Origin of the sequence: Mycobacterium sp. 48b (assembly GCF_048282725.1) — a bacterium.
Classification (GTDB): Bacteria; Actinomycetota; Actinomycetes; order Mycobacteriales; family Mycobacteriaceae; genus Mycobacterium.
On the sequence record NZ_JBLVUL010000001.1, the window covers coordinates 536,449 to 552,360 of the forward strand.

General features: G+C 66.2%; 16 protein-coding genes. 7 read left to right on the top strand and 9 right to left on the bottom strand.

What is annotated here, in order from left to right; translation table 11 throughout:
- Positions 1-87 precede the first annotated feature (87 nt).
- The 6 genes from ACNQR1_RS02475 to ACNQR1_RS02500 form a co-directional block, all read right to left on the bottom strand.
- Positions 88-906 carry an LLM class F420-dependent oxidoreductase gene (locus ACNQR1_RS02475; RefSeq protein WP_418050247.1) on the bottom strand — a complete coding sequence of 273 codons (819 nt, stop codon included), beginning with the start codon at positions 904-906 and terminating at the stop codon, positions 88-90.
- The gene (locus ACNQR1_RS02480) at positions 903-2,987 is read right to left on the bottom strand and encodes a PhoX family protein (protein WP_418050248.1); all 2,085 of its coding nucleotides are present in this window, start codon (positions 2,985-2,987) and stop codon (positions 903-905) included. Before ACNQR1_RS02480 ends, ACNQR1_RS02475 begins: the two co-directional genes overlap by 4 nt.
- 103 nt (positions 2,988-3,090) lie before the next feature.
- Positions 3,091-3,984, bottom strand: a complete 894-nt coding sequence (locus ACNQR1_RS02485) for an alpha/beta fold hydrolase (RefSeq protein ID WP_418043799.1) — start codon at positions 3,982-3,984, stop codon at positions 3,091-3,093.
- Positions 3,985-4,074: 90 nt separating this feature from the next.
- Positions 4,075-5,166, bottom strand: coding sequence for an inositol-3-phosphate synthase (locus tag ACNQR1_RS02490; RefSeq protein WP_418043800.1), 1,092 nt, complete (start codon positions 5,164-5,166; stop codon positions 4,075-4,077).
- A 57-nt stretch (positions 5,167-5,223) separates the two neighbouring features.
- A complete protein-coding gene (locus ACNQR1_RS02495) occupies positions 5,224-5,769 on the bottom strand; it encodes a PadR family transcriptional regulator (RefSeq protein ID WP_418043801.1) in 546 nt (181 codons plus the stop codon).
- A 165-nt stretch (positions 5,770-5,934) separates the two neighbouring features.
- Entirely contained in the window at positions 5,935-6,807 is an 873-nt protein-coding gene (locus tag ACNQR1_RS02500; protein ID WP_418043802.1) for a DUF1707 SHOCT-like domain-containing protein, read from the bottom strand.
- A gap of 69 nt (positions 6,808-6,876) precedes the next feature.
- Between ACNQR1_RS02500 and ACNQR1_RS02505 the strand changes: the two genes are divergently transcribed.
- From ACNQR1_RS02505 to ACNQR1_RS02515, 3 genes are all read left to right on the top strand, one after another.
- Complete coding sequence (locus ACNQR1_RS02505) at positions 6,877-7,299, top strand: DUF5318 domain-containing protein (protein ID WP_036443617.1); 423 nt, start codon at positions 6,877-6,879, stop codon at positions 7,297-7,299.
- Positions 7,300-7,450: 151 nt separating this feature from the next.
- A complete protein-coding gene (locus ACNQR1_RS02510; RefSeq protein WP_418043803.1) occupies positions 7,451-9,892 on the top strand; it encodes a transglycosylase domain-containing protein in 2,442 nt (813 codons plus the stop codon).
- Between the two features lie 32 nt (positions 9,893-9,924).
- Positions 9,925-11,568 carry a glycosyltransferase family 87 protein gene (locus ACNQR1_RS02515; protein WP_418050249.1) on the top strand — a complete coding sequence of 548 codons (1,644 nt, stop codon included), beginning with the start codon at positions 9,925-9,927 and terminating at the stop codon, positions 11,566-11,568.
- Positions 11,569-11,583: 15 nt separating this feature from the next.
- On the opposite strand, the gene ACNQR1_RS02520 is transcribed toward ACNQR1_RS02515, so the two are convergent.
- The 3 genes from ACNQR1_RS02520 to ACNQR1_RS02530 form a co-directional block, all read right to left on the bottom strand.
- Positions 11,584-12,213: a hypothetical protein gene (locus ACNQR1_RS02520; RefSeq protein WP_418043804.1), complete on the bottom strand. Its 630-nt coding sequence runs from the start codon at positions 12,211-12,213 to the stop codon at positions 11,584-11,586.
- A 66-nt stretch (positions 12,214-12,279) separates the two neighbouring features.
- Entirely contained in the window at positions 12,280-12,861 is a 582-nt protein-coding gene (locus ACNQR1_RS02525; protein ID WP_418043805.1) for a hypothetical protein, read from the bottom strand.
- Between the two features lie 87 nt (positions 12,862-12,948).
- Positions 12,949-13,680 carry a hypothetical protein gene (locus ACNQR1_RS02530; protein WP_418043806.1) on the bottom strand — a complete coding sequence of 244 codons (732 nt, stop codon included), beginning with the start codon at positions 13,678-13,680 and terminating at the stop codon, positions 12,949-12,951.
- A gap of 157 nt (positions 13,681-13,837) precedes the next feature.
- On the opposite strand from ACNQR1_RS02530, the gene rpsF reads away from it, so the two are divergent.
- The 4 genes from rpsF to rplI all read left to right on the top strand — a co-directional run bounded on the left by rpsF (position 13,838) and on the right by rplI (position 15,462).
- The gene (gene rpsF, locus ACNQR1_RS02535) at positions 13,838-14,128 is read left to right on the top strand and encodes a 30S ribosomal protein S6 (RefSeq protein ID WP_003884149.1); all 291 of its coding nucleotides are present in this window, start codon (positions 13,838-13,840) and stop codon (positions 14,126-14,128) included.
- A gap of 69 nt (positions 14,129-14,197) precedes the next feature.
- The gene (locus ACNQR1_RS02540) at positions 14,198-14,698 is read left to right on the top strand and encodes a single-stranded DNA-binding protein (protein WP_064932225.1); all 501 of its coding nucleotides are present in this window, start codon (positions 14,198-14,200) and stop codon (positions 14,696-14,698) included.
- Positions 14,699-14,734: 36 nt separating this feature from the next.
- Complete coding sequence (gene rpsR / locus ACNQR1_RS02545) at positions 14,735-14,995, top strand: 30S ribosomal protein S18 (protein WP_003884147.1); 261 nt, start codon at positions 14,735-14,737, stop codon at positions 14,993-14,995.
- Between the two features lie 11 nt (positions 14,996-15,006).
- On the top strand, positions 15,007-15,462 hold the full coding sequence (gene rplI, locus ACNQR1_RS02550; RefSeq protein ID WP_418043807.1) for a 50S ribosomal protein L9: 456 nt from the start codon (positions 15,007-15,009) through the stop codon (positions 15,460-15,462).
- Positions 15,463-15,912 lie beyond the last annotated feature (450 nt).

Genomic DNA, 15,912 nt, shown 5'->3' on the forward strand with positions numbered 1-15,912 from the left:
CGGGACGCACACCCCCCGTGCGTTGGCGTTGCAAAAGTTTCTCACGTGTTCGCCCGATCGGAGACGTGAGCGGCCTCAGCGCAGTCGCTATTCTTTGCGCGCGCGCCCGTCGCGCCACCGGCAGAGAGCCTCGGCGGCGGTCAGGTCGTATTCCGGTCCGTTGACGCCGACGGTGATGATGCTGACCCCCAGGTCTGCCAGCGCGTCGGCCTCGGCGAGCATCGCGTCGATCCCGCCGGTTTCCTGCACACCTGCCGAGCGCTGCACGGTGGACGGATCGCGGCCGGTGGTGGCGCAGTGCTCGGCGAGTACGGCGGCCTTGCCCGGATAGGTGTTGCGGTCGACGAACGCGTGCCAGATGTGGGCATGCTCGGCCACCAGGCGCAGCGTCTTGCGTTCGCCCTGGCCGCCGATCAGGATCGGGATCTCCCGGGTGGGCGCCGGGTTGAGCTTGGCCAGCCGGGCTTCGATGCGGGGCAATGCCTGGGCCAGGTCGTCCAGCCGGCTGCCCGCAGTGCCGAACTCGTACCCGTATTCGTCGTAATCCTTTTGCTTCCAACCACTTCCGATGCCCAGGATGAGCCGGCCGTCGGAGATGTGGTCGACGGTGCGGGCCATGTCGGCCAGCAGTTCGGGGTTGCGATACGAGTTGCAGCTGACCAGGGCGCCGATCTCGATGCGCGAGGTCTGCTCGGCCCAGGCGCCGAGCATCGTCCAACATTCGTAGTGCGCGCCGTCGGGGTCGCCGTAGAGCGGGTAGAAATGGTCCCAGTTGAAGGCGATGTCGACGCCGATGTCCTCGCAGCGGCGCACCGCATCGCGGATATGGCTGTACTTGGGGGAGTGTTGCGGCTGCAGTTGTACACCGATGCGTATGGGATGGCTCACTTTTTCGAGCCTACTCAGACGGTGCCGATCTGGCCGCCGGGCTTCCACACCGCGACCACGGCGGGCCGTGCGGGGGTGTTGCCACCGCCCGGCCAGTGCGACAGCGGCTTGTCGAGGCTGTAGTCGTCACCCTCGCCCGGGTGCTGCACGCATACCGTGACGAGATCGTCGGTCACCACCGGCCCGCACGTCTCGGCACCGACCGGCACGGTGAGGAACTGTTTGGTCTCACCGCGGCTCGGGCCGTCGAGCGCCACCGCGAACAGTCCGTCGTTGGCGTCGAGCGCGTTGCCGTCGGTCGAGATCCACAGGTTGCCGTGGGTGTCGAAGGCCAGATTGTCGGGGCAGGAGATGGGACTGACCTGGCCTTTGTCGAACCCGGCGTAATAGGTGTCGGCAGCCTTGGGATCGCCGCACACGAGCAGCAGATCCCAGGTGAAGTCGGTGCCGGTGTGGTTGTCGGTGATCTCCAGGATCTGGCCGTTCTTGTTCTCGTTGCGCGGGTTGGCCGCGTCCACGCCGGCCTCGCCGGGCGTGCCGCGCTCGGCGTTGTTGGTCAGCGCCACGTAGACCTTGCCGGTGTGTGGGTTGGCCTCGAAGTCTTCGGGCCGGTCCATCTTGGTGGCGCCGGCCTTGTCGGCGGCGATGCGGGTGAACACGGCGGCCTCCTGGGCGGTCACGCCGTCGACGAGAGATTCGGCCTGCCCGTTCGGTCCGGACTTCAGCAGCGGGATCCAGGTGCCGGAGCCGGCGAACGAGCCTTTCGCCGGAAGCTTGCCCGTGCCATCGATCTCGTCGGTGGGGATGTCGCTGGCCAGCTTGGCGACGTACAACGTGCCTTCCTCGAGGATGGTCATGTTGTGGGCCATCGCGGCGGGGTCCCCGGTCTTCCATTCGGGCGCGATCTTCTTGGCGGAGACGAACTTGTACATGTAGTCGAAGCGTTCGTCGTCTCCGGTGTAGACCACCACGCTGCCGTCGCCGGTCACGTACACGTTCGCGCCCTCGTGCTTGAGCCGGCCCAGCGCCGAGTGTTTGACCGGCGTCGAGGCCGGATCCCACGGGTTGAGTTCGACGACGTAGCCGAAGCGGTTGACCTCGTTGGGCGTCTTGGTGAGGTCGAAGCGCGGGTCGAAGTCTTCCCACTTGAGTTCGGACCGCTCGTGCTCGACGCCGTAGCGGGCGTAGCGGTCGGCGTCGGCCGGCTTCGGCGCCGGAGCGCCTTCGGCGGCCCCGAAGTAGCCGTGAAAGTTCTCCTCACCGGAAAGTACTGTGCCCCAGGGTGTTACGCCGCCGGCACAGTTGGCAAAGGTGCCTGACACGGCACGCCCGGTTGGGTCCGCAGCGGTCTTGACGAAGTCGGTGCCCGCCGCGGGTCCGGTGAGCGTGAACGGAGTGTCTGCCGTGATGCGGCGGTTGTAGCGGCCCATCACGGGTTTGAGTGCGCCGTCGGTGCCCCGTTCCACCTCGACCACGCCCATCCCGACCGCCGCGATCTCGATGTCGAACTGCTCGCGGGTGGGCGCCGCCGCGTTATAGCCGGGGAACATGAATTCCGGCGTGACGTACTCGAAATTGGTGACCAATAGAAACCGGTCGGCTTGTCCTTCGATCGGCAGCAGCGCGGCGAAGTCGTTGTTGAACCCGAACTGCTTGCGCTGTGCATCGGCAGTCTGCCGGTTGATGTCGAACATCGGGGCGTCGGGGAGTACCGCGTCGCCCCACGCGATCACGACCCGTTGCTGGTAGCCGTCGGGGATGACCACGGCGTCTTCGGTGTTCGGTGCGACGGCGGTGAACTTCATGCCGGGCGGCGTTTCGACGGGCAGCGCAGCGGGGGACGGTGTCGGTCCAGGCTTCGTGTCGGTACCGCAGGCGGCCAGCGCAGATCCGGCGCCGACGGCCAGCACGGTGACACCTGCGGCCCGCAGCATCGATCGGCGTGACATCTGCTTGACGATGTCGCCGAAATACTGGTTGTCACTGGTGTTCGGAGCGGGCTTGGAACACGCATCGCCACAGCGGTAACGGCAGGTCACGTGCTGGCGCGACGACGTCCCACGGTGGGTGACAAAGAGATTCAGCGGTACGAGCGGCATTCCGCGCAGATCCTTCCACCAGACAGCGGCCACGGGCTGAGTGGCCGGACGGGCGGAAACCTACGGGAGCTGAGCTAGCAGCGGGTTAACAGCAGGCAACCTGCTAGGTACCGAGAATGCCGCGCAGGATCTCCACCAGCTTGGCCGGCTGATCGCCCTGCACGGAGTGTCCCGAGTCGGCGACGACGTGGGTGCGCTGAAATCCGGGCGCGGTCTTGGCGAAGGTGTCGGCGTCTTCGTCGTTGACGAAGAACGAGTTGGCGCCCCGGATCAGGGTGGTGGGCATGGTGATCGCCGGGACGTCGTCCCATAGCCCCTCAAAGCCGTCACCTTTGCGGAACGAGTCGTAGCGCCACGTCCAGGTGCCGTCGTCGAGCTGTTTGGAGTTGTGGAACACCCCGCGCCGCAACGACTTCGGATCCCGGTGCGGAGCAGCGGCGACGGTCATGTCCAGCATGGCCTGGAAGGACGGGAAGGTGCGGCTCTCCTGCACCAGCGCGACGGTGCCCATCTGGGCCTTGGTCATCTCGTTGTGCCGTTCGGGTGCCGACGGGGTGACGTCGACGAGCGCGAGTTCGGGTACCAGCCAGGGTTCGGTCGCCGCGATCCGCAGTGCCGTCAACCCGCCCAGCGACATGCCGACCACCAGGCGTGGGGCGGGGGCATGTTGCTCGAGCACCGGAATCAGGCTTGCGGCATTGAGTTTCGGCCCGTAGTCGCCGTCCTCGCGCCAGGCGGACCGGCCGTGCCCGGGCAGGTCGACGGCCAGCGCGGGTTCGCCGAGGCCGAGGATCACGGTGTCCCAGGTGTGTGCGTTCTGGCCGCCGCCGTGCAGGAAGACGATCCGAGGGGTCTCGGTGCCGAACTTCAACGCGCTGATCGGCCCCTGCTCGATACGCTCGACCGGCGGCAGTGGGCCGGTCGCACCGATCTGTTCGGCGTTCTCGTCCAGGAGCCCGAACTCGTCCAGGCCCGTCAATGCGTCGTCGCTCACCACGCCGCCGACCCTACTTCCAAAACGACTCTGCGCCCAGGGCGTAGATGTGCGAGAAGCACACGCCCTGAGCGCAGAATCGAATGCGAAGTCTCAGCCCTCGATGAAGGTCTCCAGCTCGATGCGCGCGACGTCGTCGGCGATCTGCTTGGGCGGGCTCTTCATCAGGTAGGCCGAGGCTGCCTCGATGGGGCCGCCGATGCCGCGGTCCTTGGCGATCTTGGCGGCACGCACCGCGTCGATGATCACGCCGGCCGAGTTGGGCGAGTCCCACACCTCGAGCTTGTACTCCAGGTTCAGCGGCACGTCACCGAAGGCGCGGCCCTCCAGGCGCACGTAGGCCCACTTGCGGTCGTCGAGCCACGCGACGTGGTCGGACGGGCCGATGTGGACGTTCTTGTCCTCGACCTTGCCGGCCAGCGAGCCGGTCAGGTTGGAGGTGACGGCCTGGGTCTTGGAAACCTTCTTGGACTCCAGCCGCGAGCGCTCCAGCATGTTCAGGAAGTCCATGTTGCCGCCGACGTTGAGCTGGTAGGTGCGGTCCAGCGTGACGCCGCGATCCTCGAACAGCTTGGCCATGACGCGGTGGGTGATGGTCGCGCCGACCTGGCTCTTGATGTCGTCGCCGACGATCGGGACGCCGGCGTCCTCGAACTTCTTGGCCCACACCGGATCGGAGGCGATGAACACCGGGAGCGCGTTGACGAAGGCCACGCCGGCGTCGATGGCGCACTGGGCGTAGAACTTGTCGGCCTCTTCGGAACCCACCGGCAGGTACGAGACCAGCACGTCGACCTTGGCGTCCTTGAGCGCCTGGACCACGTCGACGGGCTCGAAGTCGGAGATCTCGATGGTGTCGGCGTAGTACTTGCCGATGCCGTCGAGGGTCGGGCCGCGCTGCACCGTCACGTTGGTCGGCGGCACGTCGGCGATCTTGATGGTGTTGTTCTCGGAGGCGAAGATGGCCTCGGACAGGTCGAAGCCGACCTTCTTGGCGTCCACGTCGAACGCGGCCACGAACTTCACGTCGCGGACGTGGTACGGGCCGAACTTCACGTGCATCAGGCCCGGCACAGTCGTGTTCTCATCGGCGTTGTGGTAGTACTGCACGCCCTGGACCAGGGACGATGCGCAGTTACCGACGCCGACGATGGCGACCCGGATTTCTCCTGCGTGCTCAGACATGGACGATCTCCTTACTCGTTCTGTGTGCTCGGCCTTGGGCCATGTGCGGGACTGTGTTCATGCGTTTTCCGAGCGTCCCTGCGCCGTACGTTCGGCCGCGATCAACTCGTTGAGCCATTTGACTTCTCGTTCGCTGGACTCCAGGCCCAGCTGGTGCAGCTGACGGGTGTAGCGGTCGAACGAACTGCTGGCCCGCGCCACGGCTTCGCGCAGACCTTCCCGGCGTTCCTCCACCTGACGCCGCCGCCCCTCCAGGATTCGCATCCTGGCCTCGGCCGGGGTGCGGTTGAAGAAGGCGAGGTGGACACCGAACCCGTCGTCGGAGAAGTTCTGTGGCCCCGTGTCGGCGACCAACTCGGTGAATCGCTGCTTGCCGGCATCGGTCAGCTGATACACGCGCCGAGCCCTGCGCACCTTGGTCGGACCCAAGGGTGCCGCGTCCTCGACGATCAGGCCGTCGGCCTGCATGCGACGTAATGCCGGGTAGAGCGACCCGTACGAGAACGCTCTGAACGCCCCCAACAGACCCGTCAATCGCTTGCGCAGCTCATAGCCGTGCATGGGTGACTCGAGCAGGAGGCCCAGAACTGCGAGCTCAAGCATCAAGATCACCCCTTTCGACAGATCAGATGGAATTGATCGCTACGACGGATCAACACCTCGCCAAACTGTATCGCGCCGATATATTTGGTGCCAAGTGATCGCCGATAGTCGCGCAGCATGAGGCCGGCCGCCGAACCGCGACGGCGGCCGCTCAGCGGAGAGGGCTCACCCGTTGTTGCGGTACATCGCCTTGACGGTGCCGTCGGGATAAAGGTCGATGGACCCGCCGCCGAAATCGCTGCTGACGATGACGGCGATGTTGACGGCCTCAGGTGTCGACGGATCCTCGGACGGTGTGAGACGCAGCCACGTGCTCTTCACGTCGGCGCGTTTGGTGTTGAGCGTGTCGGGCGCGCCCCGCATGATCCCGAGGACCTTCTCGTAGTCGAATGCCGCGAGGTCGACGAGGCGATCGTCTTTCTCGACATTGCGCGGATCGGTGCTCGGATCTCCCCAGCCCCCGGTGTACCGGTAATAGAGCTTCTTACGGCTGTCCTGCGGGTCCGGCCGGTAGAGCAATGCCGAGTCCGGGTCGATGTGCAGCTCGAAGCCCGTGGTGTTGCCGAACTTCTGGCGCATCTGCTCGAACAGTCCCTTGAGCCCGTTGAGCGATTGCAGCTGTGTCGGCGGGGTCAGCACCACCGGGTCGATGCCGTCGGGCACGGCCCCCGGGTCGGGGTTGAAGCTCAACGGTGAGGAGGTGTTCCCGTACACGCCCCAGCCGATGCCCATGCCGAGCAGGACCAGCACTGCCGCCGTGGCCAGCCGCAGGCCCCACCCGGATCCGGCCGGCTTGCGGACACGGGGCAGGCGGGGCTTGGCCAGGGTCGGCAACTGCACCGGCGCATCGGCGTTCTGCAGATCTTCGACCAGGCGGGCCAGATCCCCCAGGGTGGTGGCGTTGGTGGCCGCCGACACACGTTGGCGGTGTTCTTCCATCGACAACTGGCCCTCACCGAGCGCGTTGTCGAGCACCTTGCAGGTGTCGTTGCGATCACTGTCTTTGGCCCGGGTCGTCGCGGTCTGCCGAGTTGCCACGCCGATGATCGTAGGAGCTGTGACGCGGTCGCGCCTCGATGTGTAGGGGGTCGACGTACTCTGGTCATCGTGCGATTGCAGAGACAGGTGGTGGACTACGCGCTTCGGCGGCGGTCCCTGCTGGCTGAGGTCTACTCGGGGCGCACCGGCGTCTCGGAGGTCTGTGATGCCAACCCGTACCTGCTGCGCGCGGCAAAGTTTCACGGCAAGCAGAGTTCGGTGATGTGTCCGATCTGCCGTAAAGAGCAGCTCACGCTGGTGTCGTGGGTTTTCGGTGATCATCTGGGTCCGGTGTCGGGCTCAGCGCGCACCGCGGAGGAGCTGGTGATGTTGGCAACTCGTTACGACGAGTTCGCAGTCCATGTGGTTGAGGTATGCCGCACCTGCAGTTGGAATCATTTGGTCAAGTCATATGTCCTGGGCGCGCCTCGGCCGCCGAAGGCACGTGGCACTCGAGGCACGCGCAAGTCGGCGCGTACGGCCAGTGAATAGCGAAGGGCGCCATAGCCGGTCAGCCAACGACATCCGTAATGCGGCTGACCGTCTCGGCGCGCGCGAAAATCGGCCGCCTGCACGGGAGAAGCCCCCGGTGCGGGAAAACCCGCCCGCACGGGAGAACCCGCCGGCACGGGAAAAACCCCCGATGCTGGACAAGCCCCCGGTGCGGGAGAACCGCCCTCCGGCCCGCGAGAACGGCCCCACGGGCCGGGAGAACGCCCCGACGGGTCGTCCGGGTCGTCCGGCGGTACCCCCCGACGACCGGCTGACCGCGGTGCTGCCGCCGGTGCGGGACGGCGGGCCGGCCCCGCTCGATGTCGTCAGGGCAGCGATGGACGGCACTCCGCCGCCGAAACCGCAGCCACCCAAATCTCCGCCGCCCCCGCCGCCGGGAGGCGGCCGTGGGTCGGGGCCCTCAGGTCCCTCGGGCCCGGGCCCCGGGCCGACCCGACAGTTCCACATCAACTGGAAGTTGGTCCGACGTCTGTCGGTCGCCGCCGTCGCGGCGATGATCCTGCTTCCGCTCGTGACGTTCGGTATGGCGTACATGATCGTCGACGTCCCGCAGCCCGGCGACATCCGCACCAACCAGGTGTCGACGATCCTGGCCGCCGACGGCAGCGAGATCGCCCGGATCGTGCCTCCCGAAGGCAACCGGGTCGACGTCGGTATCGACAAGATCCCGGAGCATGTCCGCAACGCGGTGATGGCCGCCGAGGACCGCGATTTCTACAGCAATCCGGGCTTCTCGTTCACCGCGCTGCTGCGTGCGATCAAGAACAACCTGGTCGGTGGTGATCTGCAGGGCGGATCGACCATCACCCAGCAGTACGTCAAGAACGCGCTCGTCGGTGACGAGCGCTCGGGCATCGGCGGTCTGATCCGTAAGGCCAAGGAGCTCGTCATCTCGACGAAGATGGCCAGCGAGTGGTCCAAAGACGCTGTGATGCAGGCGTATCTGAACATGATCTATTTCGGCCGCGGCTCGTACGGAATCGCCGCGGCGGCCAAGGCGTACTTCGACAAGCCGGTCGAGCAACTCACCGTCGCCGAGGGCGCCCTGATGGCCGCGCTGATCCAGCGACCGTCGGGGCTGGACCCGGCGGTGAATCCGGACGGCGCGGCCGACCGGTGGAACTGGGTGCTCGACGGCATGGTCGACATGGGCGCGCTGTCGGCCCAGGAACGTGCCGGCCAGGTGTTCCCGCCGACGGTGCCGCCGGATCAGGCCCGTCAGGCGAACCAGACCACCGGCCCGAACGGACTGATCGAGCGGCAGGTCACCAAGGAGCTGCTCGATCTGTTCGACATCAGTGAGCAGGCGCTGAACACCGAAGGTCTGCAGGTGACCACCACGATCGACCCGCAGGCCCAGCAAGCCGCGGAGAACGCGGTGTCCAAGTACATGGATGGCCAGGACCCCGACATGCGGACGGCTGTGGTCTCCATCGATCCGAATGACGGCGCGGTCAAGGCCTATTACGGCGGCTCGGACGCCAACGGCTTCGACTTCGCCCAGGCCGGTCTGCCGACGGGTTCGTCGTTCAAGGTGTTCGCGCTCGTCGCAGCCCTGCAACAGGGCATCGGCCTGGGCTACCAGGTCGACAGTGGGCCAGTCACCGTCAACGGCATCAAGATCAGCAACGTCGAAGGTGAAGGGTGTGGCACCTGCTCGATCGCCGAGGCGCTCAAGCGGTCGCTCAACACCAGCTATTACCGGCTGATGCTCAAGCTCGAGCACGGTCCCGAGGATGTGGCCAAGGCCGCGCACGATGCCGGTGTGGCCGAGAGCTTCCCGGGCGTTGAGCACACGCTGTCCGAAGACGGCAAGGGCGGCCCGCCGAACAACGGTGTGGTGCTCGGCCAGTACCAGTCCCGGGTGATCGACATGGCCTCCGCATACGCGACGCTGGCGGCCTCCGGCGTGTATCACAAGCCGCACTTCGTGCAGAAGGTCGTGAACTCCTCCGGGCAGGTGTTGTTCGACGCCTCCAGCCAGGACAACGGTGAACAGCGCATCGACAAGGCGGTCGCCGACAACGTCTCGGCGGCCATGCAGCCTATCGCCGGCTGGTCGCGCGGTCACAACCTGGCGGGCGGCCGCGCCTCCGCCGCCAAGACGGGCACCAACCAGCTCGGTGACACCGGCGACAATCGCGACGCCTGGATGGTCGGATACACCCCGTCGCTTTCGACCGCGGTCTGGGTGGGTACCTCAGAGGGCGTGAACCCGTTGAAGACGCCCGGTGGTGGGCCGGTCTACGGATCGGGCCTGCCGTCGGACATCTGGAAGTCCACGATGGACGGTGCGCTGAAAGGCACCGACAACGAGACGTTCCCCAAGCCGACCGAGATCGGTGGCTATGCCGGTGTGCCGCAGGCCCCGCCGCCGCCACCGGCCCCCGGTACACCGGGCGGCCCACCGATCGTGATGCCGTCGGAGACCGTGATTCAGCCGACCATCGAAGTGGCCCCGGGCATCACGATCCCGATCGGCCCTCCGACGACCGTGCCGATCGGACCGCCGCCCGGGGCTCCCGTTGTGCCCGGCGCGCCGGGCGTCCCGGTGCCACCGCCGCCTCCGTGACGGACCGGGACTCGCCGTCTCCGCCGGCAGGGTTGGATTCGCCGTCTCCGCCGGCTGGATTGGACTCGCCGTCTCCGCCGGCAGAAGACCGGCGGAGTGCCGACGACCGCGATCTCCCCAGCCGCAACGACCGGCTCGCCGCGGCGCTGTCACAGACGGTGGGCGGGCCCGTCGGCCGTCACGCGTTGATCGGCCGGACGCGGTTCATGACCCCGCTGCGGGTGATGTTCGTGATCGCCGTGGTGTTCCTGGCGCTGGGGTACACGACCAAGGCGGCCTGTCTGCAGACGACCGGCAAGGGCACCGCAGGTGAGCGCGTGGCCAACTGGCAGAACAACCGGGCCTATTACGAGCTGTGCTACTCCGACACGGTTCCGCTCTACACCGCAGAGTTGTTGAACCGGGGCAAGTTTCCCTACAAGTCCAGTTGGGTCGAGAACGACGCGACGGGCAAGCCACGCGCGCAGTACGACGGAAGCCCGGCGATCCGCTACATGGAGTATCCGGTGCTCACCGGGCTCTACCAGTACGTGTCGATGTCACTGGCCAAGACCTACACCGCGGTGACCAAGCTGGTGTCGGTGCCGCTGATCGCCGAAGTGGTGATGTTCTTCAACATTTCGGCTTTCGGTCTGGCGCTGGCCTGGTTGGCCACGGTCTGGGCCACCTCGCGAATGGCCGGCCGACGGGTGTGGGATGCCGCGCTGGTGGCGGGCTCGCCGATCGTGATCTTCCAGGTTTTCACCAATTTCGATGCGCTGGCGACCGCCGCTGCCGCGGGCGCGATGCTGGCTTGGGCCCGGCGAAAACCGGTGTGGGCCGGGGCGCTGATCGGAATCGGCGTGGCGGCCAAGCTGTATCCGCTGCTGCTGTTCGTCCCGCTGGTGCTGCTCGGGCTGCGCTCCGGACGCCTGCGCGAGGTCGGCAAGGCCGCGCTGACCGCCGTCGTGACATGGTTGCTGATCAACCTGCCGATCATGGTGCTGTTCCCACGTGGATGGTCAGAGTTCTTCCGGCTCAACACCCGTCGCGGTGACGATATGGACTCTCTCTACAACGTCGTGAAGTCGTTCAGCGACTGGCGCGGCTTCGATCCGGATCTGGGTTTCTGGCAGCCCCCGACGGTGCTCAACACTGTCACCGCGGTGTTGTTCGCGGCGTGCTGCATTGCGATCGGTTACATCGCACTGACGGCGCCGCAGCGGCCGCGGGTGGCGCAACTGGCGTTTCTGGTGGTGGCGGCGTTCCTGCTGACCAACAAGGTGTGGAGTCCGCAGTTCTCGCTGTGGTTGGTGCCGCTGGCGGTGCTGGCACTGCCACACCGCCGAATCCTGTTGGCGTGGATGACGATCGATGCCCTGGTGTGGGTGCCGCGCATGCTCTATCTGTACGGCGAACAGAACAAGGGTCTGCCCGAACAGTGGTTCACCACCACCGTCCTGGTGCGTGACCTTGCGGTGATCGTGTTGTGTGCGTTGGTCATTCGTCAGATCTACCGCCCGCAGCTAGATCTCGTCCGCTACGGCGGGCGCATCGACGATCCCACCGGCGGGGTGTTCGATCACGCGCCGGACAATCCGCCCCGGTGGCTCCCGGACTGGTTGCGCCCTTCGGCGGACCGCGTCAGGATCGAACCCAAGCCGGAACCCGAACCCGAGTTGGCCGCGTCCAAGTAGACGGCGACGGACGATTCACACATCGCCTTCGGAAGACGAAGGGGGAGAGGGTGATGCGCCGAGATTCTGTTTCGCCTGGATCCAGGCCGCGGTCGACGGCAGAACGGCCAGCACGAGCGTGACCATCGGAAGTATGAGACTCAGGACTGCCAGTCCGTTGGTGCCTGGGGTGCCGTAGCGGGCAGCCGCGCCGAAACTGAGCCCGAGGCTGATCAAACTGCCCAGGATGATCAACGCGCAGCCGCTGACGATCAGCCGGCGGCCGATCATCTTGCGCTGCAACAGGGCCACCGTTCCGGCCAGGAGCAGGATTCCGCACACCACGCTCAGCAGGGTCGCGAGGACGGTCAGGGTGAGGGCCCCGGCAGACCTGGCTGCCAGAGTCCGCAGTCCCGCGTCGCCGGCGAGCGCGGCGAGTCCGATCAGCCCGAGAATGCCGTTGCTGAGCGTCAACAGGGCGCCGAGCCCGGCGAGGACGGCGGTGATGATCGCGGTGGCCGCGCTCGGCGACCTCGCCGCGCCGGGCCGCAGTGCATCCGACGGGGCTTCGGACTGCGGGTATTCGGGCTGTTGGTGGCCAAGCTGCTCGGTATAGCTGGGCTCGCCGGGAAACTCCGGGCCCTGGGGTCCGTGGGGGGAGGTCACTGCGGCTCCGATCCTGGATGATCGGCGAGTCCGCACAGCGGTACTCACAGATCAGCCGGTGTCAGGTCAACTCGGATAGGGCGGATAGAACTGGGGTGCAACCGGGTACTGCTTCGCCTTGATCCACGCCGTCGTCGACGGGAGCAAGACCAGAACGAGTGTGGTGATCGCGAACATGACGCCGACGAGGTCGGGCCCCACGCCGCGGTCGTACTCATAGTCCGCGATGGACGAGGGCAGCAACGTCAAGTTGATCAGGGTGCTCAGGATGGAGACGGCACACCCTGCGACCACGAGCCAGCGTCCAACCATCTTGCGTAGCAACAGCATTACCGTGCCGGTCAGAAGCAGCAGCCCGGCGACCACGTTCAGCACGGTGATCGCGATGAGCCCGTTCCACGCACTGTCGGTGAAGCCGGTGGCATCGGTCGACGCGCCGATCATGACGGCAAGCCCGAAAGCCATCCCGATGCCGCCGACGAAGTTCGCCAGGCCACCGAGCCCGGCGAGAACACCGGCGGTGATGCCTGTCGCCCCGCTGGGCTTTCCGGGCGCCCCCGCAAAGGCCTGTTGCGGAAAGCCCGGCGGGTACGGTCCGCCGGATTGCGGCGGGAGTCCTTGCCCATAAGACCCGTACGGATAGCTCACGGACCCCCCTCAGAGACACGATCGAGGAGCCCGGCGAGTCGACAACGGCCGGCTGCGCGGCACCTCGTAGACCGGGAAGCTACCAGCTCAGCCCGGATAGGGCGGGTAGAATTGGGGTGCAATCGGATTCGGCTTCGCTTTGATCCACGCCGTCGTCGACGGCAGCATGGCCAGCACGAGCGTCGCGATCGGGAAGATGAGACCCGCCAAGGTGGCCAAGCCGCCACCGCCCAAGGAACCGTGGGCTGCGGATGTCGCGGCGGCAGCCACGCCGAAGCTGATCAAGTTGCTCAGGATCGCCAGCGCGCATGCGCCGACCACGAGCCACCGGCCGAGCATCTTTCGTTGGAACAGCAGCACCGCTCCGGCGGCGATCATCACTCCGAAGACGAAGTTGAACAGGATCGCGACGATCATCACCGCATACAACCCGCCCGAGAGGCTGGAGTCGGCGCCGAGTGCGGCAAGACCGATGGCGGCGAGAACGCCGCCGCTGAGTCCTGCCACAGCGCCCAGGGCCGCGAGCACCGCTGCGATGGTGCCCGTGACACCACTGGGTTCAGGGCTGAGCATCCCGTAGGGCTGGGGTTGGAAGCCGCCCTGCTGGGGGAACCCCGGAGGCGGGTAGCCCGGCTGCTGCGGGAAGCCGGGCTGTTGGGGAAAGCCGGGTTGCTGGGGGTAGCCGGGGTCCTGCGGGAAACCGGGTTGCTGCGGGTAGCCCTGCTGCTGCGGAAATCCAGGCTGCTGCGGATATCCCGGCTGCGGTTGGCCGGGTTGCCCCGGGAGGCCCTGCCCGTAAGGCCCGTACGGATAGTTCACGCATCCCCCTCGACTCCAGAACCAAGGAGCTCACCCTATACGGATTTCGCAGATCAGGAGGGTTTCGGGTAGCCTGGGCCGGTTGCCGACGCAGGCGACCCTCCTGCCACGGAATCCGCCGTGGCCGCACACGACCAGAGGAGGTGATGAGGTTCTAATGCGTCCATACGAAATCATGGTCATTCTCGACCCCACACTTGACGAGCGCACCGTAGCTCCGTCGTTGGAGACGTTCCTGAACGTCGTCCGCAAGGATGGCGGTTCTGTCGACAAGGTCGACATCTGGGGACGCCGCCGGCTGGCCTACGAGATTGCCAAGCACGCCGAGGGCATCTACGCCGTTGTCGACGTCAAGGCTGAACCGGCCACCGTGTCCGAGCTCGACCGTCAGCTCAACCTGAACGAGTCCGTGCTGCGGACCAAGGTGATGCGGACCGACAAGCACTAAAGGCTGTCAGTCGTCGGCGGGGCTACGTAGGCTTCGCGCAAACGGACATGCCTATCCCAGGAGGATCTCGTGGCTGGTGACACCACCATCACAGTTGTCGGAAACCTGACCGCTGACCCGGAACTGCGTTTCACTCCGTCTGGCGCAGCAGTCGCCAACTTCACCGTTGCCTCGACGCCGCGAATGTTCGATCGGCAGAGCAACGAGTGGAAAGACGGCGAGGCGCTGTTCCTGCGGTGCAACATCTGGCGTGAGGCGGCCGAGAACGTGGCCGAGAGCCTCACCCGGGGTTCGCGGGTGATCGTCACCGGCCGGCTCAAGCAGCGTTCGTTCGAAACCCGCGAGGGTGAGAAGCGCACCGTTGTCGAGGTCGAGGTCGACGAGATCGGTCCGTCCCTGCGCTACGCCACGGCCAAGGTCAACAAGGCCAGCCGTAGTGGTGGCGGTGGCGGCGGCTTCGGCGGTGGTGGCGGCGGTGGGTCGCGCCAGGCCGAGCCCAAGGACGATCCGTGGGGCAGTGCACCGGCGTCCGGCTCCTTCAGTGGGGCCGACGACGAGCCGCCGTTCTGATCAACAACGAAAATTTTTGCAAGGAAGAGATAACCAATGGCCAAGTCCACAAAGCGACGGCCGGCACCGGAAAAGCCGGTCAAGACTCGTAAGTGCGTGTTCTGCTCCAAGAAGGGTAAGGGGCAGGTCATCGACTACAAGGACACTGCGCTGCTGCGCACCTACATCAGCGAGCGCGGCAAGATCCGTGCCCGCCGGGTGACCGGCAACTGCGTCCAGCACCAGCGCGATGTCGCCATCGCGGTCAAGAATGCCCGCGAGGTGGCTCTGCTGCCGTTCGGCTCGTCGACGCGGTAGGGGGCAGACCAATGAAGCTGATTCTCACCGCTGAGGTTGAGCACCTGGGTGTCGCCGGCGATGTCGTCGAGGTCAAGGACGGCTACGGCCGTAACTACCTCCTGCCCCGTGGGCTGGGCATCGTGGCCTCCCGCGGCGCCGAGCGCCAGGCCGAGGAGATCCGTCGGGCGCGCGAGGCCAAGTCCATCCGTGGCGTCGAGCACGCCAACGAGCTCAAGACCGCGCTGGAGGGTCTGGGCGAGGTGTCGCTGCCGGTTCAGGCCGCAGGCGACACGGGCAAGCTGTTCGGCTCGGTCACCGCGGCTGATGTCGTGGCCGTGATCAAGAAGGCCGGCGGCCCCAACTTGGACAAGCGCACCGTGCAACTGCCCAAGGCGCACATCAAGTCGGTCGGCACGCATCCGATCACCGTGAAGCTGCACACCGGGGTCGAAGCCAAGGTGTCGCTGAATGTCGTAGCGGAGTAATCCGTAGCGGAGTAATTCCGCCAGCACTCAATCGCCCGGGTCGGAGCCTGCAGAGGTTTCCGCCCGGGCGTTTGCTGTATCTCTGGCGAACCCTTTGCGCAAAACTCTGGACAGCGAAGCTAACTCGGTGTTAACCCGCCGGGTCCCTGGGCGCAACACAACACGCCCGGGACGGCAACCCGGCACGACACGCCGAAGAACTTCCCATACACAATCACTGACAACCCCTATGGCACCCTGACCTGGGGAAACTTCATATTGCTCGGGAATGATCCACAGGTTCTCCCCAGAGGCTCAACACTGCGACCGAGACCTATCCCCATGCCATCCACAGGTTCATCAACAGGGGTGGTTTCGGGCGGCGCCAGCAACGTCTACCGTGATGCGTCGCAGCGCCGTCACGAAGCTTTGTCGGAGCCCTGTTTTACAGTTGCAGTACCGATTCGAATA